The organism is Falsiruegeria mediterranea M17 (assembly GCF_900302455.1).
In the GTDB taxonomy this organism is placed as follows: Bacteria; Pseudomonadota; Alphaproteobacteria; order Rhodobacterales; family Rhodobacteraceae; genus Falsiruegeria; species Falsiruegeria mediterranea.
Map to the genome: position 1 here is coordinate 363,264 of NZ_ONZG01000003.1, position 18,962 is coordinate 382,225.

17 protein-coding genes and 1 tRNA gene are annotated in these 18,962 nt (G+C 57.8%); 14 read left to right on the forward strand and 4 right to left on the reverse strand.

The genetic code is table 11. The features are described 5' to 3' along the window. Positions 1–3 precede the first annotated feature (3 nt). The 3 genes from urtC to urtE are packed head-to-tail and all read left to right on the forward strand — an operon-like array spanning position 4 to position 2,669. On the forward strand, positions 4–1,233 hold the full coding sequence (gene urtC / locus TRM7615_RS07885; RefSeq protein WP_108786352.1) for an urea ABC transporter permease subunit UrtC: 1,230 nt from the start codon (positions 4–6) through the stop codon (positions 1,231–1,233). After that, the gene (gene urtD, locus TRM7615_RS07890; RefSeq protein ID WP_108786353.1) at positions 1,230–1,970 is read left to right on the forward strand and encodes an urea ABC transporter ATP-binding protein UrtD; all 741 of its coding nucleotides are present in this window, start codon (positions 1,230–1,232) and stop codon (positions 1,968–1,970) included. The genes urtC and urtD overlap by 4 nt, the downstream gene beginning before the upstream one ends. A 3-nt stretch (positions 1,971–1,973) precedes the next feature. Beyond that, a complete protein-coding gene (gene urtE, locus TRM7615_RS07895; protein ID WP_108786354.1) occupies positions 1,974–2,669 on the forward strand; it encodes an urea ABC transporter ATP-binding subunit UrtE in 696 nt (231 codons plus the stop codon). A 258-nt stretch (positions 2,670–2,927) separates the two neighbouring features. On the opposite strand, the gene TRM7615_RS07900 is transcribed toward urtE, so the two are convergent. Both TRM7615_RS07900 and TRM7615_RS07910 read right to left on the reverse strand, forming a co-directional pair. Continuing rightward, positions 2,928–3,551 (reverse strand): dioxygenase family protein, encoded by a 624-nt coding sequence (locus TRM7615_RS07900; RefSeq protein ID WP_108786355.1) that lies wholly within the window; start codon positions 3,549–3,551, stop codon positions 2,928–2,930. A 408-nt stretch (positions 3,552–3,959) separates the two neighbouring features. Further along, positions 3,960–4,823, reverse strand: a complete 864-nt coding sequence (locus TRM7615_RS07910) for an MBL fold metallo-hydrolase (protein ID WP_108786357.1) — start codon at positions 4,821–4,823, stop codon at positions 3,960–3,962. A gap of 388 nt (positions 4,824–5,211) precedes the next feature. On the opposite strand from TRM7615_RS07910, the gene TRM7615_RS07915 reads away from it, so the two are divergent. Further along, complete coding sequence (locus TRM7615_RS07915) at positions 5,212–6,117, forward strand: LysR family transcriptional regulator (protein ID WP_108786358.1); 906 nt, start codon at positions 5,212–5,214, stop codon at positions 6,115–6,117. A 64-nt stretch (positions 6,118–6,181) separates the two neighbouring features. Here the strand turns inward: TRM7615_RS07915 and TRM7615_RS07920 are convergent, their stop codons facing one another. Then, positions 6,182–7,651, reverse strand: a complete 1,470-nt coding sequence (locus TRM7615_RS07920) for a sulfatase family protein (protein WP_108786359.1) — start codon at positions 7,649–7,651, stop codon at positions 6,182–6,184. A 234-nt stretch (positions 7,652–7,885) separates the two neighbouring features. Here TRM7615_RS07920 and TRM7615_RS07925 point away from each other — a divergent pair, with 234 nt between their 5' ends. From TRM7615_RS07925 to TRM7615_RS07945, 5 genes are all read left to right on the forward strand, one after another. Beyond that, positions 7,886–8,404, forward strand: coding sequence for a MarR family winged helix-turn-helix transcriptional regulator (locus TRM7615_RS07925; RefSeq protein ID WP_108786360.1), 519 nt, complete (start codon positions 7,886–7,888; stop codon positions 8,402–8,404). A 64-nt stretch (positions 8,405–8,468) separates the two neighbouring features. Beyond that, positions 8,469–9,515 carry a TAXI family TRAP transporter solute-binding subunit gene (locus tag TRM7615_RS07930; protein ID WP_108786361.1) on the forward strand — a complete coding sequence of 349 codons (1,047 nt, stop codon included), beginning with the start codon at positions 8,469–8,471 and terminating at the stop codon, positions 9,513–9,515. A 77-nt stretch (positions 9,516–9,592) separates the two neighbouring features. Next, on the forward strand, positions 9,593–11,929 hold the full coding sequence (locus TRM7615_RS07935; RefSeq protein ID WP_306417720.1) for a TRAP transporter permease: 2,337 nt from the start codon (positions 9,593–9,595) through the stop codon (positions 11,927–11,929). A gap of 17 nt (positions 11,930–11,946) precedes the next feature. After that, entirely contained in the window at positions 11,947–13,509 is a 1,563-nt protein-coding gene (locus TRM7615_RS07940) for a sulfatase family protein (RefSeq protein ID WP_108786362.1), read from the forward strand. A 51-nt stretch (positions 13,510–13,560) separates the two neighbouring features. After that, positions 13,561–15,216, forward strand: a complete 1,656-nt coding sequence (locus TRM7615_RS07945; RefSeq protein ID WP_108786363.1) for an amidohydrolase — start codon at positions 13,561–13,563, stop codon at positions 15,214–15,216. Positions 15,217–15,751: 535 nt separating this feature from the next. Here the strand turns inward: TRM7615_RS07945 and TRM7615_RS07955 are convergent. Then, positions 15,752–15,826 (reverse strand) — tRNA-Thr (locus tag TRM7615_RS07955). Between the two features lie 83 nt (positions 15,827–15,909). Here TRM7615_RS07955 and TRM7615_RS25525 point away from each other — a divergent pair. The 5 genes from TRM7615_RS25525 to TRM7615_RS07975 all read left to right on the forward strand — a co-directional run bounded on the left by TRM7615_RS25525 (position 15,910) and on the right by TRM7615_RS07975 (position 18,916). Continuing rightward, entirely contained in the window at positions 15,910–16,065 is a 156-nt protein-coding gene (locus TRM7615_RS25525; protein ID WP_165821388.1) for a hypothetical protein, read from the forward strand. Positions 16,066–16,071: 6 nt separating this feature from the next. Next, positions 16,072–17,337 carry a UDP-N-acetylglucosamine 1-carboxyvinyltransferase gene (gene murA, locus TRM7615_RS07960; protein ID WP_108786365.1) on the forward strand — a complete coding sequence of 422 codons (1,266 nt, stop codon included), beginning with the start codon at positions 16,072–16,074 and terminating at the stop codon, positions 17,335–17,337. After that, on the forward strand, positions 17,337–17,813 hold the full coding sequence (locus TRM7615_RS07965) for a DUF2948 family protein (protein WP_108786366.1): 477 nt from the start codon (positions 17,337–17,339) through the stop codon (positions 17,811–17,813). Before murA ends, TRM7615_RS07965 begins: the two co-directional genes overlap by 1 nt. Beyond that, the gene (locus TRM7615_RS07970) at positions 17,813–18,322 is read left to right on the forward strand and encodes a GNAT family N-acetyltransferase (RefSeq protein ID WP_108786367.1); all 510 of its coding nucleotides are present in this window, start codon (positions 17,813–17,815) and stop codon (positions 18,320–18,322) included. The genes TRM7615_RS07965 and TRM7615_RS07970 overlap by 1 nt, the downstream gene beginning before the upstream one ends. An 87-nt stretch (positions 18,323–18,409) precedes the next feature. Next, positions 18,410–18,916, forward strand: coding sequence for an anthrone oxygenase family protein (locus TRM7615_RS07975; RefSeq protein ID WP_108786368.1), 507 nt, complete (start codon positions 18,410–18,412; stop codon positions 18,914–18,916). The last annotated feature ends 46 nt before the right edge of the window (positions 18,917–18,962 follow it).

Below are 18,962 nucleotides of genomic sequence, written 5' to 3' on the forward strand. Positions count from 1 at the left end.
TCCATGCAACGTTCCTTTATCGCCAAGAACCCGTCTGTTCTGATCTTCCTTGCCTGCCTGGCGCTGTTCACGCTGATCGTCACTGTGCTGTCAGAGGGCCTTGGTCTTGGCATGATCTCGACCAGTTTCATCAAGACGCTTGGCAAGACCCTGTGCCTTTGCCTGATCGCAGTGGCGATGGATCTGATCTGGGGCTTTACCGGAATCCTGTCGTTGGGCCATTTTGCCTTCTTCGGATTGGGCGGCTACATGATCGGCATGTGGCTGATGTACGAACGCACCCGGCTGATCGTGGTCGAGTCGCTCTCGCAGGCCGAAATTCCCCCCACCAGTTCCGAGGTCGTGGATGCCATTGGCAACCAGATCTTTGGTGTCGTCGGGGCGAGCGAATTTCCGTTGATCTGGGCCTTTGCCGACAGCCTGTTCCTGCAACTGTTGTTGGTGGTGCTGGTGCCGGGGCTGCTCGCACTGGTCTTTGGTTGGCTGGCGTTTCGCAGCCGCGTCACGGGCGTGTATCTGTCGATCTTGACGCAGGCGATGACGCTGGCTCTGGCGCTCTACCTCTTCCAGAACGACAGCGGTCTGCGCGGCAACAACGGCCTCTCGGGTCTGCAAAACCTGCCCGGGGTCGAGGCGTCGCAGGATGTCGTGTCGCTTTGGTTCCTCTGGGCGTCCGCCCTGGCGCTTGGCCTTGGCTATCTGCTCGCCGCCTGGGTGGTGTCGGGCAAGTTCGGTTCGGTCATTCGCGGTATTCGTGACAACGAGGCGCGGGTGCGCTTTCTTGGGTATTCGGTTGAGACTTACAAATTGATGATCTTCACGTTGACCGCGTGCATCGCGGCCATCGCCGGTGCGCTGTATTACCCCCAGGCGGGGATCATAAACCCGGCCGAGATCGCGCCGATCGCCTCGATCTACCTTGCGGTCTGGGTTGCCATCGGGGGGCGCGGCCGACTTTACGGCGCTGTGATTGGTGCGGCGTTCGTAAGCCTTTTGAGTACATGGTTCACTGGCGGCCAGGCACCAGATATTCCGCTGGGCTTTTACACCATCAAATGGGTCGACTGGTGGCTGGTGCTTCTGGGGCTGTCATTTGTCGCCGTCACGCTGTTTGCGCCAAAAGGCATGGGCGGGTTGGTCGACCTGTGGACCCAAGCACGCGCGCCCAATCGCCATGGCGCCGACCTCGGACCCGATGACAGCGCCCTGCGCGAACAGGAGGCCAGCAAATGAGCACACTTCTCGAGGTTTCCGGTGTGTCCGTCACCTTTGACGGCTTCCGCGCCATCAACAACCTGTCGTTCCAGATCGGCGAGGCCGAGTTGCGCGCAGTGATCGGGCCGAACGGGGCGGGCAAGACGACGTTCATGGATATCGTGACCGGCAAGACCAAACCCGACGAGGGCAGGGTGATCTGGGGAGAGAAATCGGTCTCTCTGCTGAAGATGAGCGAGGCCAAGATCGCCCAAGCGGGTATTGGGCGTAAGTTCCAGAAACCTACGGTGTTCGAAGATCAGACGGTGCAGGAAAACCTGCTGATGGCCTTGAAGAAACCGCGCGGTTGGCTGTCGGTTCTGTCCTATCGGGCGAAGCCAGAGGACCTGGATAAGGTGGCCGAACTGGCAAAGGAAATTGGTCTGATCGACGAGTTGACCCGCAAATCCGGTGAACTGAGCCACGGGCAGAAGCAATGGCTCGAGATCGGGATGCTCTTGGCGCAAGAGCCGCGGTTATTGCTGGTGGACGAACCAGCGGCGGGGATGACGCCGCAGGAACGCGAACACACCACCGACCTGTTGCTGGAAGCGGCCAAGACCCGTGCCGTTGTCGTTGTGGAGCATGATATGGAGTTTGTGCGCCGTCTGAACTGCAAGGTCACCGTCCTGCATGAAGGCTCGGTTCTGGCCGAAGGCAGTCTTGACCATGTCACCTCCAATCAAGAGGTCATCGATGTCTATCTGGGGCGCTGAAACATGCTGAAATTGACCGATTTGACCCTGCACTACGGGCATTCGAAAATCCTGAAAGGTATCTCGATGGAGGCCGCCCAGGGAGAGGTAACCTGTGTCATGGGCACCAATGGCGTCGGCAAGACCAGCCTCATCAAGGCGATCTCGGGTACCCATCCACGCTCGGGTGGGGATGTGGAGTTGGGTGGCGAAACCCTGGGCGTATTGCCGGCACACAGGCTGGCACACAAGGGGGTTGCGTACGTACCGCAGGGGCGTGAGATATTTCCATTGCTGACAGTGCGCGAAAACCTGGAAACCGGGTTCGTGTGCTTGCCGCCGTCCGAGCATTTCATCCCCGATGAGATATTTGAACTTTTCCCAGTTTTGGAGGAAATGCAGAACCGCCGGTGCGGCGACCTGTCAGGCGGTCAGCAGCAGCAACTTGCGATTGCTCGGGCCTTGATAACCAAGCCAAGGTTGTTGCTGTTGGACGAACCGACCGAAGGCATTCAGCCCAACATCATCCAACAGATCGGTGAGGTGATCCGACTGTTGCGCGACCAAGGCAACATGGCAATCGTTCTTGTCGAGCAGTATTTCGAGTTTGCCTACGACTTGGCCGACAGTTTCGTTGTGTTGCGCAGGGGCGAGGTGATGCTGGCGGGTCCCAAAGCAAGTCTTTCGAAACAGGCTGTCCTGAAAGGGGTATCGGTCTGAACCGGATTGCAAAGTGGTTTTCGGGAAATCGTTCACTCTAGATGGTTTGAATGATCAATTGATGGCCTTGTGGCTTTAAGATTTCATGCATCCGGCACGGATCCAGGTTTGGCCTGCAACTCGCGTTAAACCAGCTTGTCTGGAATATATTGGGTCTGTGTGCAGGGCAAGATGATCGCGTGTAGCCTCTGGCGCTATGGCCTCTGCGATCAAAGTGAATTTCACGGGCTGTTCTTTTTCGCGATCTGACGCAGTCTGTCAGACAACAACGTTGACGATCGTTTCCGGACCGTTCGGCCCCTTGGTGAATGCCATGGACACGGCCTTGGCGTTTGCTTTGGACATCCGGCGGTAAAGCCCGTCTCTTGCATTGCCGGGTTCTCCATCGACATAGAATTGAGTGGTCAGAACCTCGCGACGTCCATCCAGAATTTTCACGTGGATATGCGGCGTGCGCCCAGGGTATCTGGTTGGTTTGATCGTCCGGAACGCATAGTTGCCTGCGTCATCGGTGATGTCGTGACCAAATCCCTGGAACCCCTGGTCGTAAGGCACCGACCGATCATCGCCGGGATGCAGATACTTTCCGTTCACGTCGCATTGCCAGATCTCGATGCGCGCACCAGCCATGGGAGCGCCCTTGCGATCGGTGATCTGGCCCTTGAGCGTGATGATTTCCCCACCCGCCTCGCGCACCAGCCCTGCAATCTTTACCAGGTCGTTGTCGGTATCCGGCATACGCATGGACTTGGTCGGATAAAACGGCCCCTCTGCCGCCCGCGGTGTCAGCTCGTTTGCCAGTATGGGCCGAGGCAAGAGCAGGCTGCCAATGGCGGTCGTGGCTCCGGCCAGAAGAGTTCGGCGCGAATTTTCATGGGGCATCTTCCCGTTCCTCAGTTATTCCATCGCAGCGACGACCTGTTCAAACTTAACGATCTTGCCGCTCTGGGCGTGCCACAGATGCGCAACCCGCGCCGAGAATTCCTGGCCTGTTGCATTGAGTGTATCATGGTAAGTCCCTGCAAAGAGATAACCAGCAGATTTGGTCCCATTCGCATCGGGTGGCGGGTGCGCCTGAAGATGGGGGTCGTTGTCTTCAGATACATCACCGTCAGGGCTGCTTTGGACACTTTCCAACGGGGGGTTTGCCTGGCTTCCAAGGGACGAACTTGAAATTCATGACATGCCTCACGGCCTGACGGGAAGAATGGGATATGGGGCTGGAGGGCGGGGCATCGTCCCCACCCTCTGATGTTACGCGCCGGGCGGGTTCCGGCGCCGGCGTGGCGCTCAGGGCCAGGACCGTTCGCCTTCGATGACTTGCGCACCGAGTTTCAGATCGCCCACGTTTTCAAAGCTTGGATAGGCGGCTTGCATTGCTGCGATCAGCTCTTCCGAGCTGTTTGCCTTTTCTGCGGCGGCTTCGAACGCGGCGACGTATTCCTTGGTGAAGTCAACGATGCTGGCGTCCTCGGCGCTTTCGCCCATCACGTGGCCGGGAATGATCCGCTCGGGGTTCAACGCCAGCAGCTGATCCAGCGTCGCACGCCAGCTGTCGCGGCTTTCCGGTGTTTGGGTGTCGGCCATCCAGACGTGCACGTTTTCATACAGAACAACGCCGCCCAAAACGGTCTTTTCCGATGGCACCCACAGGAAGGTGTGAACCGGGTCGTGACCATCAAGGCCAACCACCTGCACGGTTTCACCATCCACTGTCAGCCTGTCACCTTGCAGAACGTCGGGAACAATCAGATCGGTTGGCGCGTTCTCTTTCAGGATCGGGCCCCAGAAGTCGTACTTGAGCTGGATGGTCTTTTCGATGCCCTTGACCGTCTCGGGGGTGGCGACAATTTTGACTTCAGGGTAAGCGGCACGGATGGTGTCCAGGCCGAAATAGAAATCGGGGTCCTTGTGGCTGATAAAGACGGTTGTTAGGGATTTGCCGGTTGCCTTGATCATGTCGACCAGTTGCTGCGCATCGTCCTTTTCGAACTGGGCGTCGACCAGGATAACCTCACTCGGGCCTTCGATCAGGTTTGAGGATACCGGGAACAGGCTGCCTTCGTTGGGGGTGAAAGCGGTGATGCTCAGATCCGCGGCAAAGGCCGCGGTGGACAGCAGCAGGGCTGTGGCTGAGGTGAAGATCGTCTTCATGAGAATGCTCCTTGCATTTATGCGGCCAGGGCCGCGGTCGTTTGGGGAAGAGGGTAGTAGGCTGAGTTTTCGACTTGGGTTTTCGCGCCGTCGGTTCGTGTCAGCAGGGGAGGGGCACCTTGGGTGCTGCATTGAGCCTGCAATCTCGCGCATGCCGAACTGATTTGCGTGGCCGGCGTCGGCCCTCATCCAACGAATGGTCGATGCTGAATACTGTCAACGCATCGATCACCGGTGCCGCGCCGTAGCACCAGTCGCATAAGGTATCGTATATGTAGATGAAGCGCGTCATTGCGGTCTCCGTTTTGGTGGACCACAGGTAGGGTGCCGCTATTGTTGACTAAAGGCGTGTATCCAAGACACAGTGTCAGCGAAAAAGTGACGATTAATGAAGAAGCCCAACCTAAACCGTCTTGAGTATTTTGTTGCCATTGCCGAAGCGGGGACAATCACAGCCGCCGCCGAACGGATGCGGATCAGCAAGGCAGTGGTCAGCAAGCAGCTTCAGTTGCTCGAGGAAGAGCTTGGCGCCACACTGGTTGTACGCAATTCGCGCCACCTGAACCTGACTGAAACCGGCCAATCCTTTTACGAAGCCGCGCGCGCATCGGTGGCACAGGCGGAAGAGGCCTTTGAAATGGTTCGACAGGGGCGGGCCGAACCGACCGGCAATCTGCGCATCACGGCACCCCTGGACATGGGGGTCACCTACGTTTCGCCAGTTGTAGCAGAGTTTCGCAACGCCTATCCGGCGGTCACGGTCGATCTGACGCTGAGCGACACGCGGTTTGACCCGGTTGAGGCACGGTTTGACATCGCTTACCGGGTGGGATGGCTTGCTGATTCCGCCAACGTTGCGCGCAAATTGGCCGACTTTCAGCAAATCGTTTTGTCTTCGCCTGAATTGGCTGAGCAATTTGGACCACCGGACCATCCGGATGAATTGGCGGCGTTTCCGTTCGTCGAACACAGAGCTCTGCCGAACTCACTGATCTGGCAATTTTCAAAGGCGACAGGTGAACGCACCGAGGTGCAAATGAGCCCCGCTCTTCGAGCAGATGTAACACCTGCGATTAAAGCGATGGTACTCGAAGGCGCAGGTATTTCCATTCTGCCGGATTTCTTTGCCAAGAAAGAGATTGAAGACGGCACATTGATTCAGCTTGTTCCTGACTGGACGCTTCCCAGCGGAGGCATCTATGCCGTTTACCCGCCTACGCAGTTTCGATCAGCGGCCACAAAACAGTTTGCGGAAATGTTTGCGGCAAGGCTTCGCAAAAGTCTGATTTTGTAACTTGGATCTCGAACATGGCGTTGCCTCAATCGACTTGGATTTGATCGCCCCAATAGCTTATCACTCAATTTGAAAAGTCGGGCCGCCAATCGTCTCCCCAAGCGTCCTGCCAGAGCCTTTGATACGTCACGTTCGATTTTGCCGAACCACGGCGCCAAAGGTCGTATTCGGGGGCAGAATAGGTGTCAAAGAATGACGTGACCTGGCATTGGAGATCAGAAATCACGCCAGACAATTCGGGCTGATCGATCAGGTTTTGCTTCTCATTCGGATCGTCCGTCAGTCGATAAAGCTCGTCCTTCATCGGATAAGACGGCGCGCCCTGGAAACGCATGGCATAGAGCCACTCTTGTGTCCGGACCGCCCTTGTTTCTTCTTGTTCAAAAAACACAGCGTCGGCCCCTTCCAAGATCTCACCCCGCAATGCAGGGCCAAGATCGCGCGCGCTGCTTGGCAGGCTGGGGCCGACTTCGGGTGCACCGACCAACGACGCCAAGGTGGGGAACAGATCGATCTGACTGCTCAAACCTTCACAGACGTCATCCTGGACGATGTCACCGCCCGCCATGATCATGGGAATATGATAGGACGGCCTGTGCGCGCTGGCCGGGAAAGCCGCAGCGCCGTGGCCCCAAATGCCGTTATGGCCAAGCGAGAAACCGTGATCTGACGTGTAGATCACGATGGTGTTCTCATCCATCCCAAGACGCTCCAGCGTTTCCAAAATGCGCCCGACGCCGCTGTCGATCAGGCTGGTCTGGGCAAAGTAGTTGCGCAGAGACTCGACGTTGTTGGGCAAGAGAAGCGGGCCCTTGAACTGCTCCCGCACGCCTCCTTCGGAAACGCGCAATCCAAATCTATCCAGTACCTCACTTGCAAGCCCTTCTCTGGGGATCGAATGCATGTCGGCATTGTCGTAGAGGTCTGCAAACTCGAAATCGGGGCGCCCTTTGATCGCGGGCCAGTGCCCATATGGGCCGTTGTAGGGGACAAAGGCAAAAAACGGGTTATCCTCACCCGCTTGGTGCTCAAGGAATTCGATGGTCTTGTCGGTGAAGAAGTCGACTGTATGACCGGCAAAGCGGTAACGCTCTTCCTGATCAATCACGTCATTGTCGTAGAAGCTGGTTGTATGGCCGTGCGGAAAGGTGACCCAGTGATCAAAGGCCAGTTGCGGTACGAAAGGCACCCCAAGGTGAAACTTGCCGATCAATGCGGTTGTGTATCCGGCCTGTTTGATGATCGAGGGAATGTTGTTGTACGCGCCAATGGCTGACCAGTTTTTTGGCCACTGGTCTATCAGCCTGTCGTCTAGCCAATTGTGAATGCCATGTTGGCTGGGCATCAGTCCGGTAAGAACCGACGCGCGGCAGGGCGAGCACATGGCATTGACGCAATAGGCGTTCTGAAAGCGCACCCCGCGCGCGGCTAATTGGTCCAGGTGAGGGGTCTGGACCTCGTCGTTGCCATAACATCCCAACAGATCCGCAGGCTGATTGTCGGACATGAACAAGATGATGTTTGGACGCGTCATCGGCTTTCCTTTGGGTTCTTCGGCTCGGATGCCGGTTCGGCTCGGTCACTCGTTCAGGACAAAGCTCATGGTGCGCTGCGCAGCAATTGAGTTTGGCGTGTTTGTGTTTCCAAAGGCCTGCGGGGGTCGGATTGCCAGGCACATGGCCTTGAGGTCAATAATGTTGCACTTGCCATATATTGCATTTGCCAATATATTGCTTAACAAGTCAAGAGATTCCGCAGGAGCGACGCATTGCACGGAGCACTCATTCCATCAGAGGAAATCGACAACTTCGTTACCCTGAGGGCCCGGAAATTCACCAGTTCGGTCCGGCGGGCATTGACGCGCGATGTCCTGCAAAGTGAAAACCTTGCGGTGCTCGAATGGCAGTTGCTGTTTTCAATCGCGCGTTTTGGCAGTTGCCACGTCGCGTTTGTGACCAAACACACGTCGATTGATCCCGCGCACGGCAGTCGAGCCGCCACAGCCCTAGAGAAAATGGGACTGATTTCGCGCCGCGAAGACCCGAGAAACAAACGCCGCAAGTTGATGTCGCTCACGCCAAGTGGGATCGAAACCGTCGAGCGCATTTGGCCCAAGGCCAAACAAGTCACCGCAAATTTCACGGACAAGCTGTCGCCTGAGGACTTGGAGGAACTCAAGCGGTTGCTGGACCTGTTGAACGGCGCACCGCTGACCACTGGTGGCTTGGAGGACAGCCAAGAAGGGGTGGAGGTCTTCAATACCAGGGAGAATTTGGTCGCGGAATAGGTGCAAGTTTGGCCGCTGCGGCGCGGAACACGCAAAAATAGGTTTCAGAACCAGGGAGGAAACTATGAAACCAATGAAACTGATCGCGGCTGCGGTCGCATCAATGACAATGGCGACCGGCGCTATTGCGCAGGTCAACCTTACAGCTGAAACGGCAAGCCCCGGCGGCGCTACCCATCTTTCGCTCGCTCACTTGACCGAGGTCGCAGGCACCTCGGGTGTTGCCAACATTCAATTGGCGGACGGTCAAACACTGACCAACTCGATCCAGAACGTGGCAGAAGGCAAAACAGACATCGCCGGCACGCCCTACATTCTTCCATTCCTGATGAACCGCGGTGTTGGCCCCTACGGCTCTCTTGGCAAGGAAAAGGGCGCAGAACTGGCGGGCAATCTTCGTGCCATCAACCCCTTTGTTCTGGGGGTCTTCTTTCTATTTGCTTATGATTCCAAAGGCATCGGTGGCTGGGACGACCTGAAGGGCCGCAAAATCTATAACGGTCCGCCCCGTGGCGGTGCTTTGACCAATGCGCGCAGCATGATCCAGATTGTGGCGGGTCTGAAAGACGGCGAAGACTATGAAGGCATGCAGATCAACTGGGGCCAGGGCGCCACGCTGATCAGCAGCGGAGAGCCGGATGCGATCGTTCTTCCGGAACTGTTCCCAAGCCCTCGTCTGACCATCCCCAGCGCAGCAGGTAAAATGACCGGTTGGTCGATGCCCAAGTCGGCCTATGAAAGCGAGGCGATGGGGAAATACATGAAGGCGCCCGGAAGCGCGCCCTGGACCGCCCCAGTTGCGGATATCGAAGCGGTCATGGGGGAGGATTGGTCGTTCATCTCCGAGGATGACACTTTCCGCGCCTTTGCCACGATTGGCGGCAATGTCGTGCATAAGGACATGGATGATGAGCTCGTTCATCAGCTGGTGACGACGTACATCGAGACCCTTGATGGGCTGAAATCCAAAGCGCCCTATGGCAACACCGTCGGTTTTGACTTCCCCATGCAAGGCATGTGTGGCGCCAACCCGGTCAAATACCATCCCGCAGCAGCCCGCGCCTGGCGCGAGGCAGGCTATGAAGTGGATGACTGCGCCGTCGCGCAATAACCCCAAATCGCCAAAAGTAATAAGCGCCGCCAGTTTTGGCGGCGCTGGATCTCTTAGTTCAGAAGGCTGAGACCAAAGTGGCCGACCAAGAAAAACAAGACTTGAATAACGCGCTGTTTCCCAATCGGGCGGTATATGTCCTGGCGCTGATTTTTGTGGCCATGGGGGTCGTCAACAGCACGCCCGTGATCCCAGGCTGGACCGAGATGTGGCAAAGTCTAACCGGCGTCGAGAACCTTAAGGTTCGCAGTTTCTCGACCGAATGGTTCTATCCGATCGTGTTTTTCATCATGATGCTTATCGTGATGCTTGCGCATTCGATTTGGCGATCTTGGCGAGGAAGACATTACGCTTGGTTCGGCGCTTTTATGGACATCGCATTGATCGTCGCGGCCGGGGCCATTTCCCTCACGTATCTCATTGAAATCGACAGTGTTTGCCTGATCGACGCATTGAACGGAGATCGTGCACGGATCATGGCCGAAACCTTGCAGGCCGAGATCGAATTTGCCGAAACCATGGGCCTGCCAGCACCTGATACGGTTGAAGACCCCAAATGCGTCAACACCACGGGGGTCTGGCTGGTGGCCATCATGGGCGCGGCCATGCTGATTTTCCTGGGCTACAACATCAAGGTGTGGGGACTTCCCTTGGTTGCAGTTGCGATCCTGATCGCGCTCTATACCTTCGGCACTGTTCTGGTCTGGTACTTCCACGGACCCGACGACATCAACAAATACTTCATGACCAAGCTCGGCGGCGAACCTCGAACCTTCCTTGACGGGGTGCCCAATGTGCATGACGCGCTGGTCAACAATGCATCGGGCATTCTGGGGCGGTTCATGAACGTCATCATGAACATGGTGTTCCCTTACATCATTCTGGGCGCGCTCTTTGGCAAATCCGCCGGTGGACGGACGCTGATCAAGATCGCCTTCCGTTGGACCCGCCACCTGCGCGGTGGTCCGGCGCACGCGGCCATTGTCAGCTCGGCGCTGTTTGGCACGATCTCAGGCGGGCCGGTGGTCAATGTGCTTTCGACCGGCGTGCTCACCATCCCAATGATGCTGAAACGCGGGTTTTCCCGGGTTTTTGCGGGCGGGGTCGAGGCAGCAGCCTCCTCGGGCGGGTCCATCATGCCGCCTGTGATGGGCGTTGCGGCCTTCATCCTCGCCTCCATGACTGGCGTGCCCTATCGGGATGTGATCATCGCGGCAGCCCTGCCTGCGGTGGCTTACTTTCTTTGCCTGTTCCTCAGCGCCTCGTTCCAATCACGCAAGCAAGGGATCGAAGCCTTTGGAGAGCTGACCGAAGACATGCGGATCGACCGTGAAGACATCATTCACCTCATGCAGATATTCCTGCCGATCCTGATGATCCTCATTTTCCTGCTGACCCCAAAGGACATGGTGGGCTGTGGGCCGATGGCTGCGCTTCTCGGGGCCGATGCTGTGTTCCAAAACGACCGCTGCGTCGTGACCTCACTGCCGTGGATATTGCAGGTCTTTCAGAACGCCGCGGGCGATGCAGGCGCGACTGGCTGGTGGGCTGCGGCCTTTGTTCTTGTCCTGCTGTTTCTCGACAAAGAGTTCCGCGCAAAACCTCGCAAGGTTCTGGACGCTTTGGCAGAATCGGGCATCACCATCTCAACGCTGTACCTGATGCTGCTCGCGGTGACCGTCATCGACGTCTGCCTGAACTTCACTGGGCTGTCCAAGTTCGTGGCCATTGATGTGCTGCGTTTCCTGTTGTCGCTCGATCTTGGCGGAGGCGGCTCCACGACCTTCCAGTTTGTGGCCCTCATCATCACGATGCTTCTGGCGGTGTTGTTGGGTATGGGGATGCCTGCCGTTCCCGCCTATATCAACGTGGCCCTGCTGATGGGGCCACTGTTGGTCGGGCTTGGGATCGCAACCTTCACGGCGCATATGTTCATCTTCTACTTCGCCATTGCGTCGGCAATCACGCCACCAGTGGCGCTTGCCGCCTTCGCCGCCTCGACCATAACCAAGGCCGAGCCGATGGCGACCGGGTTCAGCGCAGTGCGATCCGGGATCGTGATGTTCGCAATCCCGTTTGTGTTTGCCTTCTATCCTGAACTGTTGCTGGTGGACCAAGCCTTGCTTGACCCGGCCAGCACCTCAGGCGAACGCCTGCCAGGGTATGAAGACGGCATCCAAACCGGGGCTCTCTTGTGGTTGTTGGCGCGTTTGATCCTGGCCCTCTACCTCGTTGCAAGTGCGCTTGCAGGGCATGATGCGCGGCCGCTCTCAATCGTCTGGGTTCTCATCCGGCTTGCGACCGCTGTGGCCGTGTTGATGCGACCGGAGACCATCCAATTTGCCGCCATCGCTTTTGCAATCGCAACACTCGCCTGGCACCGCGTTGGTGCCCGGCGAGCCGAAACCGCTTGAAGCAGGAAGATAACGAAATGAAGAAACGCCCGAACTTCCTGTTTCTCATAACGGATCAGCAGCGCGCGGATTGGTTGGGATGTTACGGCCACCCGGTTCTGAAGACCCCCAATATCGATTCCATCGCAGCGCGCGGCACACGGTTTGACAACTTTCACACGGCATCGCCCGTCTGCATGCCAAACCGGGCCTCGCTTCTGACTGGCCGATACCCCAGTGTGCACGGTCTTCGCTACAACGGGTGCGTCCTGCCAGAAAATGCCAGCACCTTTGTCGATGTGCTCGCCGATGCGGGCTATCACACTGCGGCAATTGGCAAGAGTCACTTGCAGCCCTTCACCGGGATTGCGCCCATGGGCAAAGACCTAAAGGACATCGCAGCCACACCAGAGGCGTGGAAAGACACTCGGTTGGCACAGTACGAAGAAGAGCCGGAGCACTATCAAGGCGAAGACCGCTACGACATCAAAACCCCATATTACGGCTACCAGCACGTCGATATGGTCACCTCGCATGGGGACCGTTGTGGTGGGCATTATCAGCAGTGGTTCCGTGAAAATGCCAAGGATTGGGAGGCTCTGACCGATCCCGCAAATGAACTTCCGCACAATTATTCCTGCCCGCAGGCGTATCGAACACCGATCCCCGAGGAGCTCTATCCCACCGGGTACATCCGCGACCGGGCCATCGACTATGTCCAGGCGCGGGCGGATCAGGACGAACCCTTCTTCGCCTTTGTCAGTTTTCCCGACCCACATCACCCCTTCAATCCACCGGGCAAGTACTGGGACATGTACAGCCCGGATGATTTCGAAGTGTCCCTGCCGTTCCAGGCACACAAGAACCCGACACCCCCAATGCGCTGGTTGCATGACCAGTGGAAGAATGGCGGTGATCAGGCCACCCCTCAAACCGCGATGATGCTGGGTGAGCAACAGATCAAAGAAGCCATGGCCCTGTCGGCCGGTATGATGGCGTTTATTGATGATGCCATCGGAGACATCCTGAACTCATTGGAAGAGAGTGGGCAACTGGACAACACTGTCATCTGCTACAACTCGGACCACGGCGATTATCTGGGTGACTTCAACATGATGCTCAAGGGCGCTTTGCCCTTCCGCAGCATCACGCGCGTGCCCTTCATCTGGTCCGATCCAGACGGGCCCTCGGAAACTTCATCGGATGCACTGTGTTCGACTGTGGACCTTGCTGCCACGATTCTCGATCGCGCAGGGCTGAAACCCTTCAACGGCAATCAAGGGCAGAGCTTTTTGCCAGCAACCCAAGGCGCGGAAGGCCCCCGGAGCGAAGCGCTGGTCGAGTACAACGATGGTGGCAATCGCCTTGGGTTCGATCTGCCGGCACGGGTGCGTTCACTCGTGACGCCCGAATGGCGCTACACCATCTATCGGGATCAGGCCTGGGGTGAGTTGTACGATCTGACCAACGATCCAAACGAGACCGAAAACCTTTGGGACAGCCCCAATCATCAATCCGTCCGGGCACAGCTTTCCGAACGGCTTGTGCACCACTTGATTGCCCAAATGGATGAAAGCCCGCAGGCAGATCGCCTAGCTTGAAAATACAGTTCTCCGTGCTTTCGTCACGGTTCCAAAGGAAGGACGCCGCCATTGCCACATGCTGATGAAATCTGGACAGGCGGCACAATCCTGACGATGGATCCCGCCAATCCATTGGCCGAGGCGATGGCTGTCACCGGCGGGAAAATCACCGCAGTTGGTCGCTCTTCTGACGTTGAAAATCTCATCGGCTCCGGCACAACCATCCACAAATTGCATGGGCGCTTTGTCATGCCGGGTCTGGTCGAAAGTCACACCCACGCCCTTTGGGGGGCCTGCCGAACGTTGTTTGACATCTACGTGGGCTTCGACGCCAGTCTTACCGATTTGCTCGATGCCGTCCAAGAACGCTGTCGGGAAAACGATCCTAGCCAGGTCGTGTTCGGTGGCCCATGGCGACCGGTGATGCGCCCGGAAATGGGGGCGAACCCGCGCGAACTGCTCGATGCGATTTCGACAGAGCACACCATCGTGCTGCACGATGCCAGTCAGCATTTGCTGTGGTGTAACTCTCTTGCCTTGCAACGTGCGGGCATAGGCCCAGATGCCCCGGACATTCCGGGTGGCATTATCGAACGTGACCCTGCCACCGGCGCGCCCAACGGCATTCTCGCCGAAACCGCCACCGCCGCAGCCCGGGCCCTTGTCGCGCGCTCGCCAGATCAGCTTGGCGAGGCGGTGAGAGAAGCGGTGCGCTACTTCACCAGCTTTGGGTTTACTGCCTTCAAAGAACCGATGGCGTTTGAGGAAGAGCTTCGCACCTATCAGACAGCGGACCAGTGCGGCGATCTAAGCATGCACATGGCCGCGCATATCGTGCACTCCAGCCCCTTGGGCGGGAACCTCGTGCCTTATGACGCAATGGATCGCCTGCGGCGTACGTATGCCAGCGAGAATGTACGACTGGACTTTGCCAAGCTGTTTCTTGATGGCGTGGCACCTGGGTTCACGGCGTCCTTCATCGAGCCCTATCTTGCCGAAAGCGGATATGACGCCGCCTTACACGATCCAGATGCGACCTTGCTCATCCCGCCAGCCGAGTTGAACGACATGCTGATCCAGCTGGATCGGCGGGGCTTCACGGTGAAGATGCATGCGGTTGGGGACAACGCGATCCGCAAAGGGCTTGATGCAATCGCCGCGGCCCGAGCAGCCAACGGCCCCAGCGACATGCGCCATGAAATCGCACATTCCAGCTTTGTCTCGGATACGGACTTGTGCCGTTTCAACGGCCTGAACGCCGTCGCCGAGGTTTCGCCCAAGATGTGGTACCCCAATCCGGGCACAGCGGTTCAAAAGGCTCTGTTGGGAACAGACCGGGTCGAAAAGAACCACCGCATCGCCGATCTCCTCGCCGCTGGTGCCGAAGTGATCTATGGCTCAGACTGGCCCGCATCGGCGCCCGACGCCAATCCCTGGACCGGCTTGGCAGGCATGATGACACGTCGCAGCGTCGACCCGAATTTTCCCGGTACATTGGCGCCGAACCAAGCGATCTCGCTGGCGAATGCTCTTCCAATCTTTACGTCAAACGGCGCGCGTTCACTTGGTATGGAGCACGAGACGGGCTCTATCCAAGCGGGTAAATGGGCCGATTTCATTATCTTGAAAGAAGACCTTCTAAACACCCAGCCAATGGACGTTGCAGCGATCCGTCCTCAAAGAACCTACTGGAAGGGACGGGTTGTATTCGAGTCCTGTGACTGAACCGAGCGCGACCCTCTATCTCATGATCGGGCCGTTACAAGCGGGCGGCAAGTACAGGGCAGCGAAGACATCGCAGAAGCTATGCAGAGCCAGGTGTGTGGTGGGAGGGGCGAAGTGCCGGCTGCAGGGCCTTTGCGGCTGCATGGCGTGGCCAGTTGAGATGGTCCGCTTTCAGCCCAAAGCGGACGTGGACTTGACCTAGTTAACTTGAGAAATATGGGCTCAAAACAACCGAGCCGGGTGGCCTTCGGAATGGCGCTTTGGGGATGTTGGTTAGAATTTGCAAAGGTCGCCTTACTACGGGCGCTTTCGCGGTGGTTTTTCATCTCCTGAATCAATGCTGAGTACCTGCAGAAACAGCGCACGAATCGGTTTCAAGTGGATTGCCGTCGAGGTGCGTCCGGTTAGCAGCGCTGCATGGGTTTCATAGGGATTTGCACGGAATCTGGGTATAAATCTGGTGGATTTCGACAGATTTACGAAGCCGGAATGGCCGCGAAGCGTGGCTTAAGGAGTTGTTTTTGGAAGTTTTTCATGGTGCTGCTGGAGAGAATTGAACTCTCGACCTCTCCCTTACCAAGGGAGTGCTCTACCTCTGAGCTACAGCAGCGCCGTGGGGGGCTGATTAGACTCAAACGAAACCGGGTGCAAGGGCATCTGGACGGTTTTTTTCGGCTCCTGTAGAGAAGAGTTATGGCAGACAAAGATACACCCCGACAAAAGGCAAAAACCGAAGCGTCGCGCGAAGACAGGCTCAAGGCGGCGCTCAAGGCAAACCTGGGTCGGCGCAAGGCGCAGGCCAAGGCGCGCACGGTTCAAAGCGACGGTAATGAGGAAAGCGAGGGTTAAGGGCAGATGGATTCGATTCTGGTGACAGGGAATGGCGCGCTGAGCGGCCAGATCCCGATTGCAGGGGCCAAAAACGCGTGTCTGACGCTGATGCCCGCCACGCTGCTCAGCGAAGAACCGCTGACGCTGACCAATGCGCCGCGTCTGAGCGACATCAAGACCATGACCGCGCTTCTACAGTCGCTGGGGGCCGAGGTTTCGACGCTGCAGGACGGGCAGGTCATCGCCATGTCCAGTCACGACCTGACCAGCCACACGGCGGACTATGAAATCGTGCGCAAGATGCGCGCGTCGAACTTGGTGCTTGGGCCGTTGTTGGCACGGTTCGGTCAGGCCGTGGTCTCGCTGCCGGGCGGATGTGCTATTGGCGCGCGGCCGATGGACCTTCACACCGAAGGGCTTGAAGCGCTGGGGGCCGAGATCGAACTCAAGGACGGGTATCTTCACGCGAGCGCTCCTCGTGGTTTGACAGGCGCAGTGCATGAGATGCGGTTTGCATCTGTCGGCGCGACGGAAAACATCGTCATGGCCGCGACGCTGGCCAAAGGCACCACGGTGCTCAAGAACGCCGCGCGTGAACCCGAGATCGTCGATCTGGTCGAATGCCTGCGCAAGATGGGTGCGCAGATTTCGGGCGAGGGGACGTCGACCATCGAAATCCAAGGCGTCGATCGCCTGCATGGCGCCACGCATCAGGTGGTGACCGACCGGATCGAATTGGGCACGTATATGCTGGCACCAGCGATCTGCGGCGGTGAGGTTGAATTGCTGGGCGGACGTCTGAGCCTGGTAGGAGCCTTTGTTGAAAAGCTTGATGCCGCCGGGATTGATGTCGAAGAGACGGCAAAGGGTCTGAAAGTGCGCCGCCGCAATGGCCGGGTTCAGGCCGTAGACGTGACAACCGAGCCGTTTCCGGGGTTCCCGACCGATTTGCAGGCGCAGATGATGGCGTTGTTGTGCACGGCCGAGGGCACCAGTGTGCTGGAAGAGAAGATTTTCGAGAACCGTTTCATGCATGCGCCGGAGTTGACCCGCATGGGTGCGCGGATCGATGTGCAGGGCGGAACGGCCACCGTGACCGGGGTGGATCGCCTAAAAGGCGCGCCGGTGATGGCGACCGATTTGCGGGCCAGTGTTTCACTGATACTCGCGGGGCTGGCGGCCGAGGGTGAAACCGTGGTCAGTCGGGTCTATCATCTTGATCGGGGGTACGAACATGTGGTGCAGAAACTCGAAGGTGTGGGTGCAAAAATCGAACGGATCAAAAGCTGATGGTTGACGCAACATTCGAAGACGGCCGCGAGGCTCCGCTGAACCTGGGCGCACTGGATGACGAGGACCTGAAGGTTATCTCGACCCTTTCCCAGGACGCGGTGTTTCCAATCACCGAGATGTCCTGGCGCGCATCCGAGCGGCGTTTTGCACTCCTGATCAACCGCTTTCGGTGGGAGGACGAGGACGCCGCACGCAAACGCGGCCGCGCCTTTGAGCGGGTGCAATCGGTGCTGGTGGTCGACAATGTGCTCAAAGTGGCAAGTCAGGGCATCGACCGGTCCGACAAGGACATGGTTCTGTCACTGTTGTCAGTCGAATTCGAAGCGGGCGAGGACGGCACGGGCCATGTGTTGTTGACGCTTGCGGGTGACGGCGCGATCAGGTTGCAGGTCGAGGCGCTCGACGTCTCGCTCAAGGATGTGACACGGCCCTATGTGGCGCCGTCGAAACACGTGCCCAGCCATTCGGACTGATGCAGAACAAGCGGGGTATTTCGCAGACGTTTGGCGGTGTGCCCCAAGGTCAGCGGGTGCGCACGGCCACGGTGTTCGATGTCTTCGACATGAGCCGGGTTCTAATCCGGTCGATCACCGAACTGTGCGAGGCGGACCATCAGGGTGACCCGGACCAGATTGCTGCGTGGACCGCCAACAAGTCCCCCGAGGGGATCCGGCAGTGGTTGAGCGGCGCGCACGATCTGTGGGTGGCCGAACTGCAGGGGCAGATCTGTGGTGTTGGTGCAGCCTCTCCGGATGGGGTGGTGTCGGTTCTTTATGTAGATCCGTCAGCCGTTGGGCGCGGGGTTGGAACCGCATTGCTAATGCAGGCCGAACAGCACCTGCGCGAGGCCGGGCATCACAAAGCCACGTTGGACAGCACTGCAACAGCGCGCGACTTTTATCTGCGCCTTGGGTGGTCTGAAGACTGCACCCCTCAGGTTGGCTTTGCGAAAGCCAAGTACCCACTCAGCAAGGTGCTCTGAAATTTTTGAAATTGTTGTGTTTTTGGCGACGGACTTGAGGCATTGCTTCGTTCAAGACACATCAGATTGTAAGCTCAAGGTTTCGATATGCGCATTGTTTTGATTTCTCTGTCCCTGTTGTCTCTGCTGTTTGCAGGAGCCATCTTTGGGTTCTTCTACGCCTGGGTGTGTTCAACCATGTGGGGGTTGGATCAGGCGGACCCCAACGTCGCAATCCAGGCGATGCAGGCCATGAATGCGAGCGTCCGAAATGGTGTCTTTGCGCCTGCGTTCTTTGGGACACCATTTGTATTGCTTCTGACCGGTGTGGTCGCCTGGCGTGCAGGGGCGCGTCGCGCCGCTCTTTTTATTCTGTCCGGCGCAGCGATCTATTTCGGCGGTGGGATGCTTTTGACGATGTCTGTTAACGTGCCCATGAACGAGGCGCTGGCCTTGATCGAAACTCCGCTGCCCGAGGCAGAGGCCTCAACGATCTGGTCCGAGTATTCGTCTGTTTGGCAGGTTTGGAACCAGATCCGAACGGTCTTTTCGGGGCTGACCTTGTTGCTTGTAGGCATGGCGATCTTTTCCTTGCCCCATAAGCCGCGGCTATAGTTCTTGAGGCCGGTGGCTGCTGCGGGTATGTGACCGGCAAAGGAGA

Coding starts and splice junctions, on each gene's coding strand:
- urtE (WP_108786354.1), top strand. CDS start 1,974: ATGCTGAAATTGACCGATTTGACCCTGCACTACGGGCATTCGAAAATC.
- TRM7615_RS07970 (WP_108786367.1), top strand. CDS start 17,813: ATGCAGAACAAGCGGGGTATTTCGCAGACGTTTGGCGGTGTGCCCCAA.
- murA (WP_108786365.1), top strand. CDS start 16,072: ATGGATTCGATTCTGGTGACAGGGAATGGCGCGCTGAGCGGCCAGATC.
- TRM7615_RS07975 (WP_108786368.1), top strand. CDS start 18,410: ATGCGCATTGTTTTGATTTCTCTGTCCCTGTTGTCTCTGCTGTTTGCA.
- TRM7615_RS07915 (WP_108786358.1), top strand. CDS start 5,212: ATGAAGAAGCCCAACCTAAACCGTCTTGAGTATTTTGTTGCCATTGCC.
- TRM7615_RS07910 (WP_108786357.1), bottom strand. CDS start 4,823: ATGAAGACGATCTTCACCTCAGCCACAGCCCTGCTGCTGTCCACCGCG.
- TRM7615_RS25525 (WP_165821388.1), top strand. CDS start 15,910: ATGGCAGACAAAGATACACCCCGACAAAAGGCAAAAACCGAAGCGTCG.
- urtD (WP_108786353.1), top strand. CDS start 1,230: ATGAGCACACTTCTCGAGGTTTCCGGTGTGTCCGTCACCTTTGACGGC.
- TRM7615_RS07940 (WP_108786362.1), top strand. CDS start 11,947: ATGAAGAAACGCCCGAACTTCCTGTTTCTCATAACGGATCAGCAGCGC.
- TRM7615_RS07965 (WP_108786366.1), top strand. CDS start 17,337: ATGGTTGACGCAACATTCGAAGACGGCCGCGAGGCTCCGCTGAACCTG.
- urtC (WP_108786352.1), top strand. CDS start 4: ATGCAACGTTCCTTTATCGCCAAGAACCCGTCTGTTCTGATCTTCCTT.
- TRM7615_RS07900 (WP_108786355.1), bottom strand. CDS start 3,551: ATGCCCCATGAAAATTCGCGCCGAACTCTTCTGGCCGGAGCCACGACC.
- TRM7615_RS07920 (WP_108786359.1), bottom strand. CDS start 7,651: ATGACGCGTCCAAACATCATCTTGTTCATGTCCGACAATCAGCCTGCG.
- TRM7615_RS07930 (WP_108786361.1), top strand. CDS start 8,469: ATGAAACCAATGAAACTGATCGCGGCTGCGGTCGCATCAATGACAATG.